This window comes from Alteromonas gracilis, assembly GCF_036870955.2.
Lineage (GTDB): Bacteria > Pseudomonadota > Gammaproteobacteria > Enterobacterales > Alteromonadaceae > Alteromonas > Alteromonas gracilis_A.
In genome coordinates this window covers 3,488,386-3,509,955 of sequence record NZ_CP145482.2, presented here as the reverse complement: position 1 = coordinate 3,509,955, position 21,570 = coordinate 3,488,386, and the positions used below count along the sequence as shown (strand labels likewise).

The window sequence follows — 21,570 nt, the reverse complement described above, 5'->3', positions numbered from 1 at the left end:
GGCGTCAGGCCTTAGCTTTGTTTTCATCCCGCGTCACGATGCGATCTTTACCGCTGTGTTTTGCTTGGTAAAGGCGAGCATCTGCCACATCTAACTGCGACTCTAAGCAATCAGATTCTTCGGCGCATACACCAATGCTGCAAGTAATATTGAATTTGTGTTGAGTGAACTGCGTGGTACGCACGGCATTCATAAATTGCGATAGCGCGGCAAGGTAAGCTTTTGGTGGTCTTAACGACACAACGGTAAACTCTTCACCACCGTACCGTACGATTAAATCATCAGGGAAATACTCTTGCAGCAATGCAGCGAATTCTTGTAACAAGGTGTCGCCTGTTTTATGTCCCAGAGTATCGTTTACAGACTTAAAGTTGTCTGCATCAATCATTGAAACAATAACTTGGTTACGTGAGTCTTTGTTTGCGTAAAGTTCTTCAGCAATCTCATAAAGATAGCGACGGTTATACACCTTCGTTAACGGGTCGAGGTTTGCCGAGTCGCGTATGGTTTGAATCATCTCTTGAGATTCAAGGTTTTGCATAACGCGGCAATAAAACTCTTCGTGATAAAACGGTTTTGATAAGAAGTCATTAGCCCCGCTTTTAATGAATTTAGACGTAAGTACACTATCGCCCGTTGCTGAAAGGCCGATAAACACCAAATCCTGCATGCGTTTTTCGTGACGGATGGCTTTAACAAGTTCATAGCCATCCATGTTTGGCATTCTATGGTCGGAAATGACCATTTTAATATCGCGGTGTTCCTCAAGTACTTGTAAGGCTTCTACACCATCATTAGCTTCGTGCACCTGAAACTTAAATTTTCGCAGAAGCGCGCATATATGATTCCGACTTGTTTTCGAGTCTTCAACGACAAGCACGCGAGTCGTTAAGTTTTTTCTCAAACGGTCTATAAGTTTAGACACTTGTAAATAAGAATAACGAGACTCTTTAGTAATGTAGTCGAGTACGCCTTGGTCTAGTAATTGAGCACGAGTGAATTCGTCGAAATTTCCTGTTAGTACAATGGTAGGTAAATTGTAAGATAGCGCTAGCTCAACACTCTCACCGTTAGGTGCATCAGGAAGGTTCAAATCGACAATCGCTGCCAAATAGTCCGAGTTTTTAGCAAGCGCACTGCTAGCCTCTGCCAAATCTTCACAAAGATCGCACGTAAAATGAGGGTTATCCTCTATGAGTTTATTGACGATCTTTCGGACAGTCGCGCTATCCTCAACAACAAGAACTTTGTACATGTGAACCACTCGTAACGCTTAAGGTTTAGCGTGCTGCTTATTCACTGATTCAGAATAAGAAACCTTGTTTATCAATAGTGTAGAATAAAAAATAAACAGTTAGTGTGTCACTAAAATCAACACGCCACACTATAGTAACTAATAATTTAGAAAAAAGCCCTCAAAATGAGGGCGTTTCATACGAATGTCTATGGCAATGCATACGTAACAAAAATCTTCATCGATCAGCTTTGTTCTAACGGAACGCGAACATAGCCTTCCATCAAAACTCGGGCGCTGCGACTCATAACAGCCTGATCAATTGACCATTTGTTATCACCAAAGGAGGCTTTTGCACCAACGCGCAACGTACCTGAGGGGTGCCCAAATGTCACATAATCCCTATCTTTACCACCTGCCGCTAAGTTCACTAATGTCCCCGGTATTGCAGCGGCTGCGGCAATGGCAACTGCCGCGGTGCCCATCATGGCATGGTGTAATTTACCCATAGACAATGCACGTACTAATACATCAATGTCAGATCCCAGTACATCTTTACCACTTGATGACTTGTATGGTACTGGGGGCGCTACGAAGGCAACTTTTGGCGTATGTTGGCGATTAGCTGCCTCTGCTACCTCGGTAATTAACCCCATTTGCACTGCGCCATGGGCTCGAATGGCTTCGAATTTACTTAGTGCATCATCGTCACTATTTATGTCTTCTTGTAACTCTGTGCCAGAGTAACCAATATCTTCGGCGTTAATAAATATAGTAGGTATACCGGCATTTATCATCGTTGCTTGCAGCGAGCCTACACCTGGGACATCAAGGGTATCGACTAAACGACCAGTGGGGAAAATTGCACCTTCACCGTCTGCTGGGTCGACAAATGCCACTTCGACTTCCGCAGCAGGGAAAGTAACACCGTCTAATTCAAAACCGCCAGTTTCCTGAACTTCACCATTAGTGATGGGCACTTTTGCGATAATGGCTTTATTGATATTGGCTTGCCAGATATTGACGGTAGCAATGCCGTTTTTGGGTATTTTAGTCTTGTCGACAAGACCATTACTGATGGCAAACGCGCCTACGGCGGCTGTCAGGTTACCGCAGTTACCGCTCCAGTCGACAAAGGGCTTATCGATTGATACTTGACCAAACAAGTAATCGACATCGTAGCCTTCACGTTCACTTTTACTCAAAATTACCGTTTTACTGGTGCTTGATGTTGCACCGCCCATACCGTCGGTTTGTTTACCGTAAGGATCGGGGCTACCAATTACGCGTAACAGCAACGCATCGCGCGCAGGACCTGGCTTTTGTGCGGCTTCTGGTAAATCGGTTAAATTAAAAAACACACCCTTACTGGTACCGCCACGCATGTAGGTAGCCGGTACTCGAAGTTGTGGCGCATACTTTGTCATGTTTTTTCCCTTTCTTCGGTAAGAGAACGCTGAGGCAACGTTGAAACACGCCGTGAATACATCCCTGTAGGCTCTCGGGGCGCGTCCATGCGCCCCGAAGGTTTCAACGGTGCCCCAACACTCTCTTCAATAAAATAATCATGGTGTTAGTGTTAGTCGAAGCTGGAGGATTTCAAATCACAAACAGCTTCCACCCAAAAGTAATAAACTCTTTCGAGAGGGGAGGTCTACGCCCCAAAGGTTTCCAAAAAGCCTCTACACTCTTTCTAATTTAAAAACTAACAAAGAGTTAGGGGAGAGATGAGTTAGCTTCAGGGCCTTCAACTCGCAAGGATGCGAGTTGGGAGCCTACAGAGACGTATTCACGGTGTGCTCTGTGGCTAACTTATCTCTTCCAACTAAACTAGCTGATGCTAGCTATGGAGGAGGTGAGTTAGTTTCAGGGTCCTCAACTTGCTCGGATACGAGTTGGAAGCCTACAGGGACGTATTCACGGCGTGCCCTGTAACTAATTCATCTCCTTCGGCCGAGAACTAGACCGTAAAGGAAGTGCTGAGTCGGTTGCGGGACCCTCAATTCGCATGGATGCGAATTGGGAGCCTACATGGAAGTATTTACGGTGTGTCCCGTAATCGGCTCAGTGCTTCCTATCACAATCAGTTAGCTTCAGCCTCTAAGAAGTCCTTGGCGAAGCGCTGTAATACGCCGCCTGCGCTGTAAATAGAGACTTCTTCTGCAGTATCTAAACGGCAGGTTACTGGCACTTCAAGCTGCTCACCGTTTTGACGGTTAACTACGAGTGTCAATGTTGCACCTGGTGACGGCTCACCGCTAACGTCGTAAGTTTCTGTGCCATCTAGCTCAAGGGTTTTACGCGTTGTGCCCGGCTTAAACTCAAGCGGCAGCACGCCCATACCAATAAGGTTGGTGCGGTGAATACGCTCAAAGCCTTCTGCCACAATGACTTCAACACCAGCAAGACGTACGCCCTTAGCGGCCCAGTCGCGTGATGAACCCTGACCGTAGTCAGCGCCTGCAACAATGATCAATGGCTGTCTGCGGTTCATGTAGGTTTCAATGGCCTCCCACATGCGCATCACTTGGCCTTCAGGCTCAACGCGCGCAAGAGATCCTTGCTTCACTTCACCATTTTCCAGCACCATCTCGTTGAACACTTTCGGGTTCGCAAGGGTAGCGCGTTGCGCGGTTAAGTGATCACCACGGTGTGTGGCGTACGAGTTAAAGTCTTCTTCAGGTAAGCCCATTTTGTGAAGGTATTCACCCGCTGCACTACTGGCTAAAATAGCGTTTGACGGCGACAAGTGATCGGTGGTGATGTTGTCACCTAAAATGGCTAGCGGGCGCATACCTTTCATAGTGCGCTCTGCATCCATTGCACCTTCCCAGTAGGGGGGCGACGGATGTAGGTGCTCATTTTACGCCAGTCATAAAGCGGGTTAATGTCTTTGCCATAATCAACGCTTAAGTCGAACATTGGCTCGTACACTTTTCTGAAATGCTCCGGCTTCACCGACTTCGCTACAATGGCATCAATTTCTTCGTCGCTTGGCCAAATGTCTTTAAGCGTTACAGGGTTGCCGTCTTTGTCAGTGCCTAAAACGTCTTTTTCAATATCAAAGCGAATGGTACTAAGCAATAGCGTACGCCACTACTAGCGGAGGCGATGCCAAGAACGCTTGTTTAGCATAAGGGTGAATACGGCCGTCGAAGTTACGGTTACCCGACAATACAGCTGTTGAGTAGAGGTCGCGGTCGATGATCTCTTGCTGAATCTTAGGGTCTAGCGCGCCGCTCATACCGTTACAGGTAGTACAGGCAAACGCTACAACGCCAAAGCCTAAATCTTCCAACTCGCTCATTAAGTTAGCTTCTTCAAGGTACAATTTGACGGCTTTAGAACCTGGTGCTAGTGAGCTTTTCACCCACGGTTTGCGAGTTAAACCGCGCTGGTTGGCGTTGCGTGCAAGCAGGCCTGCGGCAATAACATTGCGCGGGTTTGAGGTATTAGTACAGCTGGTGATAGCTGCGATAATAACTGCGCCATCAGGCATTTTGCCCTCTTCCTCAGTCCATTTAGCCGCGATACCACGACTTTCTAAGTCGCTAGTAGGTAAGCGTGCGTGTGGGTTAGAAGGGCCAGCCATGTTTCGACCAACTGAAGAAAGGTCGAATGTAAGTACCCGCTCATATTCCGCAGTTTCTAAGTCATCTGCCCATAAACCTGTGTGTTTAGCGTACTGCTCAACAAGCGCAATTTGCTTTTCTTCACGCCCTGTTAGGCGTAAGTAATCGATGGTTTGCTGGTCAATGTAGAACATGGCTGCAGTGGCGCCGTATTCCGGTGTCATGTTCGAAATGGTAGCACGGTCGCCCAGCGTAAGATGCGATGCACCTTCGCCGTAAAATTCCAAATACGCAGATACCACGCGCTCTTTACGCAAGAATTCAGTTAACGCTAATACAATGTCGGTTGCGGTAATGCCAGGCTGTGGTTTGCCGGTAAGTTCAACACCTACAATATCAGGCAAACGCATGTAAGACGCACGACCTAGCATAACGCTTTCGGCCTCAAGGCCGCCAACGCCTACGGCAATTACACCAAGCGCATCAACATGTGGCGTGTGGCTGTCGGTACCTACCAGAGTGTCTGGGAAGGCTACGCCGTCACGGGCTTGAATAACGGGTGACATACGCTCCAAGTTGATTTGGTGCATAATGCCGTTCCCCGGCGGGATAACATCCACGTTTTTAAACGCGGTTTTTGTCCAGTTGATAAAATGAAAACGGTCGTCGTTACGTCTGTCTTCAATAGCGCGGTTTTTCTCAAACGCGTCTTTTTCAAAACCTGCGTGTTCAACGGCTAACGAGTGATCAACAATGAGCTGCGTTGGTACAACCGGGTTTACTTTAGCTGGGTCGCCGCCCTTTGCTGCAATAGCATCGCGAAGCCCCGCTAAGTCTACTAGTGCCGTTTGCCCCAAGATATCGTGGCACACTACGCGAGCAGGAAACCATGGAAAGTCTAAGTCGCGCTTGCGATAAATAAGCTGTTTAAGTGAGTCGGTGAGCATCTCAGGTGCGCATTTGCGCACCAAGTTTTCAGCCAATACACGCGACGTGTAAGGCAACTTAGCGTAGGCGCCCGGCTCAATAGCATCTACCGCTTCACGGGTATCGAAAAAATCGATACCCGCGTTAGGAAGCGGTTTACGGTAATCAATATTCATAAAACCCCAACCTTAATCTTAAGCGCGTTCACTAATAGCTGGCACTGGGCGTAGTTCTTCGCCTGTGTATTCTGCTGATGGACGAATAATACGGTTGTCAGCGCGCTGTTCCATAACATGTGCAGCCCAACCTGTTAAACGAGACATTACGAAGATTGGCGTAAATAGCGGTGTAGGAATACCCATAAAGTTGTACGCAGACGCGTGGAAGAAATCAGCGTTACAGAAAAGCTTTTTCTCGCGCCACATCACTTCTTCACAGCGAACTGATACAGGGTAAAGCACGTCATCGCCAACATCAGCAGCTAGCTTTTCAGACCATTGCTTAATGATCTCATTACGCGGGTCAGACTCTGAGTAAATCGCGTGACCAAAGCCCATGATCTTCTCTTTGCGCTCAAGCATACCCATCATTTTTTCTTCAGCATCATCGGCAGACGTAAAGCCTTCAATCATTTCCATGGCAGCTTCGTTAGCGCCACCGTGAAGTGGACCACGAAGTGAGCCGATAGCACCCGTTACACAAGAATGCATATCAGATAAGGTTGAAGCACAAACACGTGCCGTGAAGGTAGACGCGTTAAACTCGTGCTCTGCATACAGAATTAGCGATACATGCATCACTTGCTCATGCAATTCACGTGGCTTTTCGCCATGAAGCATATGTAGGAAGTGACCACCAATTGAGTCGTCATCGGTTTCAACATCGACGCGCACACCGTCGTGCGAGAAGCGGTACCAGTAACAAATGATGCTTGGGAAACACGCCAACATGCGGTCTGTCACATCTTGCTGCTCATCGAAGCTGGTTTCCATTTCAAGGTTACCTAGCATTGAGCAACCTGTGCGAAGTACGTCCATTGGGTGTGCATTTTTTGGGATGCGCTCTAGCACTTCTTTCAGTGCTGTTGGAAGGCCGCGCATGCCGCGAAGTTTAGTTTTATAAGCGTCTAGCTCAGACTGGTTAGGTAGCTTGCCCTTAAGAATAAGGTACGCTACTTCTTCAAATTGACAGTTTTGCGCTAAGTCTTTTACGTCATAACCACGATACGTTAAACCTGAACCTGACTTACCTACGGTTGATAATGCTGTTTTACCTGCAACTTGGCCGCGTAAACCCGCGCCACTTAACTGTTTAGCCATCTTGTTGTCTCCGGTCTTGTGTAATTTGTAAGGTACTTAAAAACTTCATTAAAAAATAAAAAGCGAAATACTCAGCTTAGGGTCGGCTCGAGGCACCGATAAAACGGGGGCGGTGCGTAGGGCGTTACCCCTCCGAGGCATGGATGCCGAGGCGGAGCCCCCATGGATGGGTTCACGGCGTGGTAACGCCCTGCGTATCGCTCCCGCTCCTATGGAGGGGCAGGGAACTGTACTTCACCCCTACATCTTCGTGCCCGCCAACTTCAAGCTGAATTTATCTGCTTACTAATTTTTGCCTTGGGCGAATAGGGCATCTAGCTTTTGCTCGTATTCGTGGTAGCCAAGATAATCGTACAATTCCATACGTGTTTGCATACTGTCGACAACGGCTTTTTGGTCACCGTTTTCAAGTATAGATTTGTACACCATTTCTGCTGCTTTATTCATGGCACGGAATGCACTTAATGGGTAAAGCACCATGTCAGCTCCCCATTCGCCAAGCTCTTCTTTGTTCCATAGTTCGGTTTTGCCGAACTCGGTAATGTTGGCCAAAATAGGTACATCTAATGCTTCTGAGAATGCTCGGTAGTGCTCTTCAGTTTGAACTGCTTCTGCAAATATGCCGTCAGCACCTGCTGCTACGTAGGCTTTTGCGCGCTCAATGGCCTTGTCCAAGCCTTCTTGTGCGAACGCGTCAGTGCGGGCCATAATGAAAAAGTCGGGGTCGGTTCTGGCGTCAACTGCGGCTTTTATGCGGTCCACCATTTCTTCTGTGCTTACAATTTCTTTGTTAGGGCGATGACCACAGCGTTTTTGGGCAACCTGGTCTTCCATATGAACCGCGGCCGCGCCTGCTTTTTCCATGTCGCGAACGGTTTTAGCAATGTTAAATGCGCCGCCCCAACCTGTGTCGATGTCTACCATAAGCGGAAGGTCACATGCGCTGGTTATGCGCTGTACGTCTGCAATTACGTCGTTTAGTGACGTCATGCCCAAATCCGGTAGGCCGTATGATGCATTGGCTACGCCGCCACCCGAAAGATAGATAGCTTGGTGACCAATGGCCTTGGCCATCATGGCGGTGTAGGCATTGATGGTGCCTACAATTTGTAGAGGTTTATTGTTCTCTAATGCGGTTCTAAATTTCTTTCCTGCACTCATGATTGTCACTCACTTATTTGAAAGTAGGGTAGAGGTGAATTGGATACAAAGAAGTCTCTAAGGTGTTAGTCATGATTGAGCTTCTTCTCGATATTATTTTTTGAATAAAGAATATGGCGTCGCATTAACATTTCCGCCAGTTCTTCGTCGCGATTGGCAATGGCATTTACGATGTGTCTGTGCTCGTCAAATGCGGTGCTGACTCGAGGGCCTGCCATACCTAGCTGCACGCGATACATGCGCACAAGATGATAGAGTCCGTCGATAAGCACACTAATTAGATGATCGTTTTTACTGCCCGTTACAATGCGGTAGTGAAAGTCTACGTCGCTAGCTTCTTGGTAATAGCTATGACTGTCTTTTACTTTGTCAAAATGACTGTCGAGTAACGATTGCATATCTGCAATTTCTTCGTCAGTCATATACCTGGCGGCTAATCGCGCGGCCATGCCTTCTAATGCTTCGCGCACTTGATATAGCTGTATAAGACCTTCGGGAGATAGTGCGACCACGCGGGCCCCCACGTTGGCTTTACGCTCAACAAGGTGACAGGTAGCAAGCCGGTTAATGGCTTCTCGGATGACAGCACGACTGACTTCGTACTTTGTCGACAATTCCATTTCGCTGAGCTTGCTGCCAGCGGCAATAACACCTTCGACAATATCCTTTCTCAACTGGTAAAAGGTTCTGTCGGCATTGGTAATAGCTTGTTCGCTTGGGTCTATCACAATATTCAACTTCTGTTTGGAATGTCGACAATATAGCGTTGTTTAACCCTGTTATCAATGTATTTGGCTTAAATTGTCGACAAAGTGGTGTGCAGATACGTTGGCCTGTGTGTCAAAAGTAAAAAAATTACAGTAACCGGGTAATATGACATTTATAAGCTTGTTTAGCAGGGACCATATTGATGTGACATGCTGTTGCTTTTTCGTCCAAATGGTCAGTGTGGTGTTGAGGGCGGCGATAACAATAAATAATGTGTGCGGATTATTTATCTTGTTGATAATAAGAGGGTAATTTTATTTTTGGGTGACTTGTTAGTGTTTTGTGAAATCTAACCAATTAGTCTAATAATAAAAGATTAATTTAGTAAAAATGTAATATTTCACTTTCCAATATAGAAACATGTCGGTATCATACCGTTCCAGTCTTCAAGCCTAAACTCATTCACTGAGATATTGAGGGCTGGTAAAGGTAACTTCCACTTTTAAAGCGAAGTATTATTGAAAGTAAGTCTGTAATTTTCCATTGCAACTTACTTTTTTATTGCCTGAAATCAGCATTAAGCGCCTTGCTGCTCCTCATACTATCCTCTCGAGTCTAGGTTATAAAAGTTCCACAGAAGAACTTGAAGCAATTGATAAATAGATTAAATACCTAACACTCAAGCAAAGGGGTTACACCATGAAAACCAATACTGACGTGTCTAAGACACTCGCCAGTAAGCTTTCGCCTGTCGCACTTGCAGTAGCGATGACCGTTCCAGCTCTTTCCAACGTTGCCGTAGCACAAGAAGCAGAAGCGACTGAAGAGCAAAAGTTCGAAGCCATTACCGTTACCGCTACTAAGCGTCCCCAAGTTATCTATGAAGTACCGATTGCCTTGAGTGCATTCGACGGTGACAAATTAGCTGAACAAGGTATCACTGACCTTACTGATGTGGGTAAGTTTGTACCAAACCTTAACGTAACCGGTTTCTCTGCTGGTCACACATCGTCAGTTAACCCGTTTATTCGTGGTATCGGTCTTCAAGATCACCTTATTACCACTGACCCAGGCGTGAGTGTTTATGTTGATGGTGTTTACTTAGGTCGCCAAGTTGGTCAAAACTGGAGCTTAAACAACATTGAGCGTATCGAAGTATTGCGTGGTCCACAGGGCACGCTATACGGTCGTAACTCAATTGGTGGTGCAATTAACATCATTACTAAAGAACCTGATCAAGGCGATGTAACCAAAATCAATACTGAGTTTGGTACTCGTGGTCGCGTAAAAGCTGACCTTTTTGTTAACCACGGTTTGTCAGATGAGTTAGCGTTCAACATGAACCTATCATTTAACAAACGCGACGGTCTTGGCGAGTTTATCAACGTGCCAAACGCTGAGTATGATGTGGGCGAAACAGAAGACATTTCTGGCCGTATCTCAGTTAAGTGGGAGCCTTCAAACGACTTCCGTATGGTATTAACTGCAGATGCCAACAATGGTGACGGCGGTCTTCGCCCTTACACTGTGCTTATTGATGAAGTGGGCTCAGCTCGTTACTTCGGCGGCGGCAATGGTTTAGGTGTAGAACTTCGCAACTCTGACGTTATCCCAGAAGGTTTTGACCGTTACGACAACGCAACGGGAACTGAAGCCGTAACTAGCGTATCAAACGAAGCGCGTGGTATTTCACTTACCACTGAGTGGGATATCAACGAAGACTACACGGCAAAAGTTGTAGCAAGCCAACGCACATCTAAGTACAAAGCTGGCCTTGATGATGACGGTACTGTTTTCTCTCTTGACCAGTTCCCAGAGCGCGGCGAAGCGGACCAAACCTCAGTTGAGCTTCAATTAAACGGTTACATCAACGAATACACTGATTTTGTGGCAGGCCTTTACTACTTCAATGAAGAAGGCAGTAACCGCCAAGGTGACGATTCAAACTTCGACGGTGGCCCAAACCTTCTTGAGCTTGACCAAGAAACTACGTCAAAAGCGGCATACGTTAACGTTCGTCACGACCTAACTGATGAACTAAGTGTATCAGGTGGTCTTCGCTATACTAAAGATGAGAAAGATGCATCTGCGAATGTATTCAGTGCATTAGGCACAATCTTCGATTCAAATGATTGGGACGAAGTAACGTGGGAACTTGCAACAAACTATACGTTTGAAAATGGCATGACTGGTTATGCAACGATCCAGTCTGGTTATCAGTCAGGTCAATACCCTGCGCGCCCTTACTGTCTAATTGGCCAGTTCTTTGGTGCTGGTGGTTTCGATGATATCGAGGGTGCTCAAGCGGCGGTACGTGCAAACAACTGTTTTACAGCATCAGATAACATCACTGCCACTAACTACGAAGTGGGTATTAAAGGTCGTGTAAACGAATATTTCGATATGAGTATCGCGATATTCAATACTGAGTTTGAAGACCTACCTTATCAGGTAAGCCGTGTAAGCGAGGGTGGTTTTGATACAGCTAACCTAGTTGTAGAGCAAACTTCTCGTGGTATTGAAGCTGATGCAACATTCAACTACGGCAACTTTAGTGTAATGACCAGCATTGGTTACATGGACGTTGACGTAGAAGAGCAAGCTGGCTTCAGTCCAGTAGCGCCTTTAACGCCAGATCTTACTCTAGCAATTGGCCCTCAGTACACCTTTGACCTTGACGGCGGTGCTTCAATTCGCGTTCGTGCAGACTACTCTTATCGTTCAGAAATGTACGGTGAGCCAACGTCAGCACCAGAGCGTATGACTGAGCTTGATAGCCGTGAATTAGTGAACTTTGATATTGCATACACGCCAGCAAACGATGCATATACCGTAGCGCTTTACGGTCGCAACATCTTTGATGAGCGTTATGACAATGCACGTTTGAACACAGGTGATTACATCCTTCAAATTCTAAGCAACGATGCAAGTGAGTTTGGTGTGAGATTTAGCACTGAGTTCTAAATAGAAAGAAAGTTTGAAAAGTAGGTCAGAGACCTGGCTTTTTTTGCTTGTTTTCTACTACTATTTAGCTTAGCTTTATTTTTAAACAGCGGGCTGTCTATATCAGGCAAAAATAGTATCTATGTTTTTGACCGATAGCCGAGTCTTGGTCAAGTAGCCAAGAAACTGAAACGGAGTTGTAACATGGGACTGTTGACGGGTTTTAAGAAATATAACCTCGAGAAAAAATTCAAAAAAAGCGACTGGGTGATTATCCAATCAATTCCTTTTTCACAGTTTGAACAGTTGATTGTTGATCATGTCGATAATGGCTGGGAAATTGAAGATGATTATCTTCGCCTTGCGGTAGAAACACCCAAATGGCAGTGTATTTTAAAGAAGGGTACCAGCATTTTGACGTGTATTTGGACGATGAAAGAGCAGGGACAAGTCTACGGTCCATCGCGTGTACTAAATGGCTTAGCTCAAAAGCTTAACTTACCAACGTCTAATACCATCACGCAGCCCTGGTTTTAGCGGTCGTCTTTTTCGTCATGCAAAAAGGGTAGACGGCATTCGCTTTACAGCCAGCCCTTTTGCTTGGCAATTCGTGCGGCATCAACCCGATTTGTGGCATCTAGCTTGGCAATGGCCTCTGACAAATAGTTGCGAACTGTGCCATCAGATAAGAACAATTTCTTCGCTATTTCCTGTGTTTTCAACCCTTCTGCAGCAAGTTTCAACGCAGCCATTTCTTTTTGCGAGAGCGGATTATTATCGTCCAAAGCCATGATTGCGAGTTCAGGCGAAATAACTTTTTTACCTTGAAGAACCGTGTTGATAGCGCCGATAAGATAGTCGCTATCGGCTTCTTTCAAAACAAAGCCCATTACACCTGTTGCTATTGCTCTTTTGATGTAACCAGGTTTGGAGAACGTTGTCATTAAGACAATATTGCTGCTCAACTGATTGTCAGCAACATAATTCGCAAGTTCTAACCCTGAAACCATCGGCATTTCTATATCACTAAGAATAATGTCCGGCGCTTCATTAGCACCAAGGTAGTCGATTGCTTCTTGTCCGTTACTTAATTTGCTCACAACGTTAAAGTTGTCTTCAAGTGCAAGTAACATCGCTATCGCATCGCGAACTAAAGATTGGTCTTCGACGACTAATATGGAGGGCATTTCTAAATCCTTTTGGCTTACCGTTATTCAGGCTTAAATTGCAGGCTTAGCGAGCAGCTAAACGCAATGGTAAACTCACTAGAGAAATTAACAGAAGCGCCAATTGAACTCGCTCTTTCACGAATCCCTGTCAGTCCGTTACCTTCGACAACATCATGCTTGTCCGTTTGAGCACCATGATCTTGATAAGACATACACAATGTACGGCCTTTTACGTCAATTGATATTTTCACTTGCTTGCTCACAGAATGGCGAAGGCTATTGGTAGTAAGCTCTTTAAATATAAGGGCTAACTGGGACTCTTCTATTGAAGTGATATAACGTTCAAGGCCATCTGCCACATTATCAACAACGTCAAAGCTGTTTTCTCTTAGCAAAGCTACATCTTTAGCAATTTCATCGCTAAGGGTTAAGTGCTTAATATCAGAGACAGCATGGCGAATATCACTAAGCAATTCCTGAGATAATTTCGCCAGCATTTTAACTTCCTGTTGAGCGAGTGCTATCTCATTTTTATCAAGAAGCTTATCGGCGAGCTGTGCCTTAAGTGATATAGAGCTTAAGGCGTGGCCAGCGACATCGTGCAGGTCTCTACCAATACGCTCTCGTTCAGCAATCGCCGAGAGTGTTTTCATCGATTCGGCGTGTTTTATTTCATTGAGTTGGTAAAGTGTTTCTTTACGCTCCATTGCACCAAACCCAAATAGCACGACACTGTTAATGGTAGCGGCCAGTAAGTAGAACCCTTGGTTTTGTAAAACTAGCAGTTGGAGTAACGCTAGTGAAAGGGCAATGGCGATAATGAATACCATGCCTTTTGTTAAGCTGTAATAGTAACCGATGATAAACGCGACAAAACCAAAAACAACCGCACCGCCTGGATTTTGAAAGCTTAATGCATAGGCTAGAACAACCAGCAAACTTAAATAATAGGGAAGGTGGTGTGTTGGTTTGTTGATAGCAAACACGTAGATAACAACAAAACTTGCATATCCTAAAAGCTGATAGATCCAAACCTGCACCTAAGCAGCGGCATAGAGAGTAAAAGAGGAACGAAAAAGAACAGTGAAAAAAAAGGCTACTATACGACCAGCGCTTTTTTCTGCCGCTAGCTAGTAGCGGCATAATTACATCGTCTTGTTGTGAAGCGTTTATGTCTAACATTGGCGCTAGATACCTCAGCAATTCATTGAAGCGCAAATTAAGAGTGTGTTTTGCGCTACTGGAATACGACGGTAGACTTACTAGTTATGAGCAAAGTACCTGATATAATTAACATAATACCTAGCACGGCATAGATGTCGAACGTTTGTTTCCAAAAAACCACCGACGCTGCAGTAATCAGAGCAATGCCCATTCCAGACCAGATAGCGTAAGCCACACCAACGCCCATGTTTTTTAGCACGAAGGCAAACAGCATTCCAGAAACGGCATAAAAGAAAATAGCGCCGTAGCCGAAAGCCCATTTTTCCCATCCATTCGATGCTTTTAGTAGCATCGTTGCTGTGACTTCAGTGACAATCGCAAACGCTAAAATTAGGTAAGTCATAAGTATTTTCCTTGTAGTAGTACTGTTATTTAGCCAAACGGTAGCGCTGCTCTAGCGCATAAAGAGATATGATGTAGATGATGACGATAGCAGCGCTTATCGCTTCTACACGTGCGTCCGGGAACAAGTACCACACCGTAACAATTGAGAGTGTTCTGCTGATGGTATGGAAGTAGCCAACCCAATGTTCAATAGCCCAAGATAGTGGCATCCACATCAACCCTGCGAGAATACCAATTGATAAGGGCACAGTACTGTGGTCGATAGCCGCAACAGGAAGGGCGATAGCAAATACCATTAGGCTCATGATTAGGCCTACAAAAAACAAGCGGTCGAAGCTTGTAATAACTTTGTCTTTAGCGAAAAAACGCTCTCCAGTTAAATAAGAAAGTCCTGCGCCAAGGTAGAAAATTGCCCCTGTACCAATATAGATCATCCATGTGATAACAAACTCAGATACAAATGGTGCGGTTAATCCTATTAGTGCCCACACAATAGTGCCTGCCAGTGGCATTGCGATAAATCGATTTTGTTTAAAAAGCGTTCTTTCTTGCTCCAACGTCATTGTTGACGCGTCGACCTTTGACGAGCTCTGAGCAGGTGTAATTGGTTGTTGTTGAATTGCTTGTGCCATGGTGTTTATCCCAGTGTGATGTAAATTCAGTAGGGAAAGTATGCTGGCATCCATCAACAAAACGTAGTCACAAAGATCACGAGTTTAGTATGACAATTGTCATCAATAAAGACATGGCACTGCGCGTATACGACCTATGACGTTAACTAGGATTTTGTTTTTGTGCTTTGCGCTTATTTAGCACGCTGTCGCCATCTTCTCCAGATAACATTAAGCTATCAGTAATACTTAACAACGCTATGCATGACATGACTAGCATGGCGAAAGTGAATGTTGCTAGGTCTGGAGATGCAGGGTCTTGCCCTAGTACGAAGGTGCCTATTGCGATGGCGAGGGCGGATAAGGTGATACCCAGCCCTCTATTCATCTGCATCAAAATTGCGCCCAATGTATTTGCATCGCGCATGTTGTTGGCAGGTACGTCAGCAAAAGCAATGGTGTTGAGTAGCGTTAAATGCATAGAACGCGTTATACCATTTACAAACAAAATAACGCCGATGGTAAATGCTGACGTCTCAGGTGTAATTAAGGCCAACGCGACAAAACCGGCAGCAATAAGAAGTCCATTGACGATTAGCACTTTCTTAAATCCAAAGGTATTCATGATCCACGTTGTCGCAGGTTTGATTGCAAGGTTTCCTGCGAACAACCAAAGCAACAACGCGCCCGCCTCGACAGGGGTGTAACCTAAACCAAGTTGTAGCATCAAAGGGACTAGAAATGGGGCGCTACCTAACGCTACACGCACAACAGAACCACCGTAGACAGATAATCGAAACGTCCTATATTGCATTGCCTCGAATGAAAACAAAGGACTTGGTGTTCGCTTTACATGCTTAACTGCCATGTACATCATTATCATACCCATCGACAAGATGACTAGCGCATAGCTTAATCTGTCAGTCGCGCTTGCGAGATACTCTATACCCGCCATAAATAGTGCAAACCCAACGCCCGTTAGCAGGAAACCTTTTAAATCGAAAGGACTTACGTTTCCTTTGGTGTTTTGCAACAAGTACAGTGTTGCAACTATCGCAAGAAGGCCGAGGGGGATATTCATGTAGAAAATCCATTGCCAGCTCAGGTGAGTGGCAATATAACCGCCTAAAACCGGGCCTAGTAGCGGGGCGCTCAGCGCTGGCCAAGTAATAATCGCTACGGTTTTAACGAGTTTTTCTTTGGGTAAGTCACGGAGTACGACCAAACGCCCTACAGGCACCATCATCGCGCCGCCTATACCTTGAAGAATGCGTGCTAAAGTAAATTCAACTAAATTTGTGCTTAGGCCGCAAAGTACCGATGCCAATGTAAAAACACTTATAGCAGCAATAAAAATACGGCGTGCGCCAAATCGATCTGCAACATAGCCACTTAACGGGATAAAGAGGGTTACCGCGACGAGGTAGGCTGAAACGCCTATAGAGAGGTGCGCCGCTGGAATATCAAAGTCAGCGGCGATAACCGGAAGCGCCGTGGTAATTACGGTCGCATCCAATATTTCCATAAAAAGAGCCCCTGCAACTAAAAGGGCAGTGGCAAACTCTTTATTGAATAATTTCAAATGCACGTACCACGCGCGCTACACCCGTCACATTGCGCGCGATGTCTACCGCTGTGGTTGATTCAGCATTGCTCAGCCTACCCATCAAAAATACTTCAGAGTCCTGAACAACTACCTTAACCTGCAGTGATGGTACGCGCTCGTCTGCGACTATCTTGGCGCGAACTTTCGAAGCTAGCCAAAGATCATTGGCTTGGGTACCAGCTCCGATTGGCTCTGCCAGTCGAATTTGGTTGTGTATTTTCTTCAGGTAAGAAACTTCTTGAGCGCGGCGAACAGCCTCGTCCACAAGTGACTGATTAGGTGCTTGTCCGGTAAGCAGAGCTACACCGTTATATACATCAACCTGTAAATTGGTCAGTTCCTTTAGGGCATCACTTTTTGACCACTGGTACGCTACAGCGCTGTCAGCGTTTTGATCGTCAAGCTGAGTGCCCACAGTTCGTCTATCATTAGCGACTTTAGCAGCCATAGCACCAGCAGCGCCAACGGCAACGACACAACCTTGTAAGTTAAACAGAAGGGCGCAACACAGCCCCAATGCTCCAATTCTTTTAGCGCTTATCATCATTGTTTTTGTATTTACTCATCACCGTGATCAGCTGGAAACAAGCTATCATCAATACATTCACACAAGTTGTGAATGACCAACAAGTGAACTTCTTGAATGCGTGCAGTGCGGTTAGATGGCACGCGAATTTCAACATCGTGCTCGCTTAAAAAGCCTGCCATTTCACCGCCGTCTTTACCTGTAAGCGCCACAATGGTCATGTCGCGAGAAAGCGCCGCTTCCATAGCTGCAATTACGTTACGTGAATTACCGCTAGTTGAAATGGCAAGAAGAATATCGCCCGGTTGACCTAAAGCACGTACCTGTTTGGCAAAAATTTCATCATAGCTATAATCGTTAGCAATAGACGTTAGCGTAGAAGTATCGGTACTTAGCGCTATGGCTGGTAGGCTAGGACGATCACGTTCGTATCGATTAAGCATTTCAGAAGAGAAGTGCTGCGCATCACCTGCTGAACCACCGTTGCCGCAACTCAATACCTTATTGCCGCGAATAAGGGCTTCAACCATCATGTTTGCTGCCTTTTCAATAGACTCAGGCAGTATTTCAGAAGCTGCAATCTTGGTTTGAATACTTTCTGTAAAATTCGCTTTAATTTGTTCAATCATACTTCGCTTTCTCTTATATAAGGCTCACGGCTGACGACACATTTGTCGTTGTGGTGCGGCTGAGTTCTCCATCGTTCATGTGCGCGAGGGAACATTTCCTTGTACACAGCAATGAAGACTCCGACTTTACACAAACTATGGCGATGCTTGCAGAACTGGGTAGGGGATACCGTAGAAAACCCTCCGCTGCATGGATGCAGCGGCGGAGCGCCCATGGATGGGTTTACCGCGTGTTTTCGGAGGTATCCCCCGCCTAGTTCCAGGCAAGCCTTGCTCAGCCGATATTTTTTAGCCACTGAAGGTTGCTTCCATCAATGGCGATAACGTCTATGCGCAAAGGGGTAGACGTTGGATTTAGGTTATTATCTAACAAATAGAATTCAAACGCAGCCCGAATTCTGTGTAGTTTCTTGGCGGTGACAAACTCAATGGCACTGCCAAAGCGTTGTTGCTTGCGATATTTCACTTCAATGCAGACTATCGTGTTACCGTCCTGCATGACAATATCAAGTTCACCACGGCGTGTTCGGTAATTACGACAACGCAGCGATAGTCCTTGTTCCAATAAATACTCGCATGCTTTGTCTTCTGCTGCATTCCCTTGCAGTAGTGACATAATTCGCTCACTCCATTAGCATTTGAACTTCTTCGTTGCGAATAATGGCCTGTGGCTGTTTCCTAATGACTTCACCTTTATCGTTTACCGATAGTGTCCCCGTTAGGCCATCGTGTGTTAAGTAATTAAGGGTATTGAGCATACCAAGCTCAGGCAATAGCTGATAAGCATCATAGCCAAATGCAAACAAACGTTTTTGCATGGTGTTTTGGTTTTCCCACGCGGTAGCTACTTCACTTTCTAGGGCTTTCCAATTGTGCTCGGGCATTAACCATGGCATATCGATAAAGTGAACGTTTTGCAAATCTCGCCACTGGTTTTTACCACTGTCGTAATCCATAGAGCGCGACGTTGCATAAACCGGTACTTGCTTGGCGTCATACGGGTTCAAACTCGCTTCTATAATCGGATTTAGTAACTCAGTATCTTGGGGAGATGCGAATGCTACAATGGCATCAATGTCCCGACGGCTTCGAGGCAAGTTATAAACCTCATCATTTGTCATGTATTCAATTTGATTAATGCGCTCGTTACTTTGGGCTACGTCTAATGCTTGAGTAATGCCTTCACGTAGTGAACCACTATCATTGAACGTCACCGATGTGATATTCGCTCGCTGTTTATTCTCTTTATTATTCAATGCACGCCACTGTTGTTTGAACGTGGCGTCCATTCTTTGATAAAGGTTACTTTGAGCTGCAATGACGATAGGCGCTCGATATCCTTTGGAAAAAATATAATCAGCAAGTTGTTTCGCTTCGTCTTCAGGGGCAAGGCCGAAATAATTTAATGAAGTTGGCAACACTAACTGTGTAAGCTCAGAATCGTTGTCATTTGGCGTACTGAGTTCATTATGTTGTTGCATTGAGTCTAGGTTGCCAGGCTCCTCAGTCGTTTCAAATCGGTTCAAAGCAAGCACGTTTACGCCAACGGGTAAAGCTGGAATGAGTTGCTCTACAGTTTCTTTCAAAAGAGGGCCCAGAATAAATTTGGTATCGCCAATCTGTTCTAGTAGGTAGTCAGTGTCAGCGTTATTGGTATCAATAAAGCGCAGACGGGGCAGGGCTCGTTCATTTTGCCTAGCATCTACATCTGCATAATACGCTGCCATTATTCCATTTTTCACGACATCCCCAGTTCGTGCCAATCGGCCTGATAGGGGCAGTAACACAGCAATATCATTGGCACCTAAGCATCGCTTATTGTGGCGGCATCAAGGACCTCTTGCGGTAACGCGTTGGTAATGACATGGCCTCTGTATACTTGTCTAAATTGTGCAAGATTATTATTAAATTCTTGCGGGCTCGCGGCGTACTGTTCGGTCAATTGTCGCAGCGTGATAAATGGAGACAGTGCTGAATACTGTCTGCCGATTTGCGAGAGCTCCCGGCTTGGTACAGACGTTATCCACTCCCATACATTACGCACTTTTTCTTCATCAGGTAAGTCTGTTTTTAACGTGCTATTAGCGGCGGCTGCATAGTTTCCTTTCTTTGAAAACAAATAAGCCTGAAGTGTGGCTTTTTCAGCAACCGTATCTTGATTTTCAGTGACGCGCTCTAACATGGCAAGCAAGTCGTCAATAGACGTAGAGGGTGCGTCTACGTATGCTTTTACCATTAACAAGGCATAGTAAGACTCAAGCTCATTAGGAATGCCATCTTGTTTTACTTCAAACAAGATTTGCTGGGCCAATATCGGTTTGTCCTGACTTAAATAAAGTTCTGCAGCATTGAGAAGCAGTTCGTCTCTACGGGCTTTGTTGCGAGTCTTGGCCCATATTTCCTTTGCCTCTACCAGTTTGTGTTCTGGCGTAAGCCCAGTATCGGTAGGGCGCTCAATAGCCTTTGGCGTTGCTATGCGCGGTGCTTCTGATTGTTTGGGCGTACTACCACAACCCGCAAGCAGTAAAATAGAGCTCAGTGTTGTTAACGCGAATCGCTTTCCAGCGTGTCCAAAATGGGGCACAGTCTCAATCCTTTTACTTCAATATGAATCAAGTTTATCGCAACCAGTGTGAAAATCTATGCTTGCCAGCATAATCTGATCTAATGACGTGGTACACTTGTCGCATCTACGTCTAATTTAATAACACTAAACGAGCTATATGACTGACACCGCCACGCTGTATATTGTTCCCACACCAATCGGAAACTTAAACGACATGAGTGCTCGGGCGATTGATATTCTTCAAGAAGTAAGCTGGATTGCAGCTGAAGATACACGTCACAGTGCAAAATTGTTGCAGCATTTCAGTATTGATACGAAAACACTTTCGTTGCATGAGCACAACGAAGACAAGCGTGCGGCCATGTTGTGTGAAAGGCTTAAAAGTGGAGAGGCCGTCGCACTGATAAGTGATGCTGGAACACCGTTAATTAGTGATCCTGGTTTTGTTTTGGTTCATGCGGTGTCGTGAACAGGGTATTCCAGTCAGCGCTTTGCCTGGTCCCTGTGCAGCGATAACTGCACTAAGTGCATCTGGACTCCCTACAGATTCGTTTATTTTCGAGGGTTTTTTACCCGTTAAAAGCCAAGCGCGTGAAAACGCCTTATCTGCGCTACTCGATAGAACTTCCACAACCGTATTTTATGAGGCGCCAAGACGTATCTTAGACACCGTATGCGCTATTCAAAAAGTGCTGGGAGAAAGACAGCTGGTTGTCGCAAAGGAGCTTACTAAGACCTTTGAAACCTACGTTAGCGGTATGCCACAAGATGTGATCGATTACCTAGAGTCTGATGCAGCTCATCAAAAAGGTGAGTTTGTTGTGATGATTTCACCCGCACAAATTGACGAGCAAGATATTCCAAGCGAGGCGATGTCGCTATTAATGACATTGTGCGAGCATGTTCCACTTAAAAAAGCAGCAGGGATTGTGGCTACGCATTATGACTTAAAGAAAAATGCACTTTACCAAGCAGGGCTTGATGCCAAGAAGTAATGAAAGTTCTCTAAGTTGCTGTATAAGAAAACCCG

The 21,570-nt window shown here is 45.5% G+C and carries 17 protein-coding genes and 2 pseudogenes; 3 read left to right on the top strand and 16 right to left on the bottom strand.

What is annotated here, in order from left to right; all coding sequences use genetic code 11:
- Positions 1 to 4: 4 nt before the first annotated feature.
- The 6 genes and pseudogenes from V6N89_RS16905 to V6N89_RS16880 form a co-directional block, all read right to left on the bottom strand.
- A complete protein-coding gene (locus V6N89_RS16905) occupies positions 5 to 1,255 on the bottom strand; it encodes a diguanylate cyclase (protein ID WP_338518595.1) in 1,251 nt (416 codons plus the stop codon).
- 224 nt (positions 1,256 to 1,479) lie between these two features.
- On the bottom strand, positions 1,480 to 2,661 hold the full coding sequence (gene prpF / locus V6N89_RS16900) for a 2-methylaconitate cis-trans isomerase PrpF (protein ID WP_346992994.1): 1,182 nt from the start codon (positions 2,659 to 2,661) through the stop codon (positions 1,480 to 1,482).
- 656 nt (positions 2,662 to 3,317) lie between these two features.
- Positions 3,318 to 5,909: pseudogene (acnD, locus tag V6N89_RS16895) on the bottom strand (Fe/S-dependent 2-methylisocitrate dehydratase AcnD).
- An 18-nt stretch (positions 5,910 to 5,927) separates the two neighbouring features.
- On the bottom strand, positions 5,928 to 7,052 hold the full coding sequence (prpC, locus tag V6N89_RS16890) for a bifunctional 2-methylcitrate synthase/citrate synthase (RefSeq protein WP_338518594.1): 1,125 nt from the start codon (positions 7,050 to 7,052) through the stop codon (positions 5,928 to 5,930).
- 285 nt (positions 7,053 to 7,337) lie between these two features.
- Positions 7,338 to 8,213: a methylisocitrate lyase gene (prpB, locus tag V6N89_RS16885; RefSeq protein ID WP_338518593.1), complete on the bottom strand. Its 876-nt coding sequence runs from the start codon at positions 8,211 to 8,213 to the stop codon at positions 7,338 to 7,340.
- 65 nt (positions 8,214 to 8,278) lie between these two features.
- Complete coding sequence (locus tag V6N89_RS16880) at positions 8,279 to 8,941, bottom strand: GntR family transcriptional regulator (RefSeq protein ID WP_346992993.1); 663 nt, start codon at positions 8,939 to 8,941, stop codon at positions 8,279 to 8,281.
- Between the two features lie 679 nt (positions 8,942 to 9,620).
- Between V6N89_RS16880 and V6N89_RS16875 the strand changes: the two genes are divergently transcribed.
- Both V6N89_RS16875 and V6N89_RS16870 read left to right on the top strand, forming a co-directional pair.
- Positions 9,621 to 11,885 carry a TonB-dependent receptor gene (locus tag V6N89_RS16875; RefSeq protein WP_338518592.1) on the top strand — a complete coding sequence of 755 codons (2,265 nt, stop codon included), beginning with the start codon at positions 9,621 to 9,623 and terminating at the stop codon, positions 11,883 to 11,885.
- Between the two features lie 183 nt (positions 11,886 to 12,068).
- Positions 12,069 to 12,401, top strand: coding sequence for a hypothetical protein (locus tag V6N89_RS16870; RefSeq protein WP_338518591.1), 333 nt, complete (start codon positions 12,069 to 12,071; stop codon positions 12,399 to 12,401).
- 44 nt (positions 12,402 to 12,445) lie between these two features.
- Here V6N89_RS16870 and V6N89_RS16865 read toward each other — a convergent pair whose 3' ends face one another.
- From V6N89_RS16865 to V6N89_RS16820, 10 genes are all read right to left on the bottom strand, one after another.
- Positions 12,446 to 13,051: a response regulator transcription factor gene (locus V6N89_RS16865; protein ID WP_338518590.1), complete on the bottom strand. Its 606-nt coding sequence runs from the start codon at positions 13,049 to 13,051 to the stop codon at positions 12,446 to 12,448.
- 23 nt (positions 13,052 to 13,074) lie between these two features.
- Positions 13,075 to 14,073, bottom strand: coding sequence for a sensor histidine kinase (locus V6N89_RS16860; RefSeq protein WP_346992992.1), 999 nt, complete (start codon positions 14,071 to 14,073; stop codon positions 13,075 to 13,077).
- Between the two features lie 197 nt (positions 14,074 to 14,270).
- The gene (locus V6N89_RS16855) at positions 14,271 to 14,600 is read right to left on the bottom strand and encodes a DMT family transporter (protein WP_338518588.1); all 330 of its coding nucleotides are present in this window, start codon (positions 14,598 to 14,600) and stop codon (positions 14,271 to 14,273) included.
- A gap of 25 nt (positions 14,601 to 14,625) precedes the next feature.
- Entirely contained in the window at positions 14,626 to 15,165 is a 540-nt protein-coding gene (locus tag V6N89_RS16850) for a DUF7010 family protein (protein ID WP_431189808.1), read from the bottom strand.
- Positions 15,166 to 15,376: 211 nt separating this feature from the next.
- On the bottom strand, positions 15,377 to 16,738 hold the full coding sequence (locus V6N89_RS16845) for an MFS transporter (protein ID WP_346992991.1): 1,362 nt from the start codon (positions 16,736 to 16,738) through the stop codon (positions 15,377 to 15,379).
- Between the two features lie 40 nt (positions 16,739 to 16,778).
- Positions 16,779 to 17,366, bottom strand: coding sequence for a BON domain-containing protein (locus V6N89_RS16840; protein ID WP_338518585.1), 588 nt, complete (start codon positions 17,364 to 17,366; stop codon positions 16,779 to 16,781).
- 11 nt (positions 17,367 to 17,377) lie between these two features.
- Entirely contained in the window at positions 17,378 to 17,974 is a 597-nt protein-coding gene (locus V6N89_RS16835; protein ID WP_105929513.1) for a phosphoheptose isomerase, read from the bottom strand.
- Positions 17,975 to 18,248: 274 nt separating this feature from the next.
- On the bottom strand, positions 18,249 to 18,590 hold the full coding sequence (locus V6N89_RS16830; RefSeq protein ID WP_338518584.1) for a YraN family protein: 342 nt from the start codon (positions 18,588 to 18,590) through the stop codon (positions 18,249 to 18,251).
- Positions 18,591 to 18,597: 7 nt separating this feature from the next.
- Entirely contained in the window at positions 18,598 to 19,716 is a 1,119-nt protein-coding gene (locus V6N89_RS16825; RefSeq protein WP_346992990.1) for a penicillin-binding protein activator, read from the bottom strand.
- Positions 19,717 to 19,778: 62 nt separating this feature from the next.
- A complete protein-coding gene (locus V6N89_RS16820; protein ID WP_338518582.1) occupies positions 19,779 to 20,558 on the bottom strand; it encodes a hypothetical protein in 780 nt (259 codons plus the stop codon).
- A 139-nt stretch (positions 20,559 to 20,697) separates the two neighbouring features.
- Here V6N89_RS16820 and rsmI point away from each other — a divergent pair.
- A pseudogene (gene rsmI, locus V6N89_RS16815) lies at positions 20,698 to 21,535 on the top strand (16S rRNA (cytidine(1402)-2'-O)-methyltransferase).
- Positions 21,536 to 21,570 lie beyond the last annotated feature (35 nt).

Excerpts from the sequence above, each read along its gene's own strand:
- V6N89_RS16875 (WP_338518592.1), top strand. The coding sequence starts at position 9,621 with ATGAAAACCAATACTGACGTGTCTAAGACACTCGCCAGTAAGCTTTCG.
- prpC (WP_338518594.1), bottom strand. The coding sequence starts at position 7,052 with ATGGCTAAACAGTTAAGTGGCGCGGGTTTACGCGGCCAAGTTGCAGGT.
- V6N89_RS16850 (WP_431189808.1), bottom strand. The coding sequence starts at position 15,165 with ATGACGTTGGAGCAAGAAAGAACGCTTTTTAAACAAAATCGATTTATC.
- V6N89_RS16840 (WP_338518585.1), bottom strand. The coding sequence starts at position 17,366 with ATGATGATAAGCGCTAAAAGAATTGGAGCATTGGGGCTGTGTTGCGCC.
- prpF (WP_346992994.1), bottom strand. The coding sequence starts at position 2,661 with ATGACAAAGTATGCGCCACAACTTCGAGTACCGGCTACCTACATGCGT.
- V6N89_RS16855 (WP_338518588.1), bottom strand. The coding sequence starts at position 14,600 with ATGACTTACCTAATTTTAGCGTTTGCGATTGTCACTGAAGTCACAGCA.
- V6N89_RS16865 (WP_338518590.1), bottom strand. The coding sequence starts at position 13,051 with ATGCCCTCCATATTAGTCGTCGAAGACCAATCTTTAGTTCGCGATGCG.
- V6N89_RS16870 (WP_338518591.1), top strand. The coding sequence starts at position 12,069 with ATGGGACTGTTGACGGGTTTTAAGAAATATAACCTCGAGAAAAAATTC.
- V6N89_RS16845 (WP_346992991.1), bottom strand. The coding sequence starts at position 16,738 with ATGGAAATATTGGATGCGACCGTAATTACCACGGCGCTTCCGGTTATC.
- prpB (WP_338518593.1), bottom strand. The coding sequence starts at position 8,213 with ATGAGTGCAGGAAAGAAATTTAGAACCGCATTAGAGAACAATAAACCT.
- V6N89_RS16905 (WP_338518595.1), bottom strand. The coding sequence starts at position 1,255 with ATGTACAAAGTTCTTGTTGTTGAGGATAGCGCGACTGTCCGAAAGATC.
- V6N89_RS16830 (WP_338518584.1), bottom strand. The coding sequence starts at position 18,590 with ATGTCACTACTGCAAGGGAATGCAGCAGAAGACAAAGCATGCGAGTAT.
- V6N89_RS16835 (WP_105929513.1), bottom strand. The coding sequence starts at position 17,974 with ATGATTGAACAAATTAAAGCGAATTTTACAGAAAGTATTCAAACCAAG.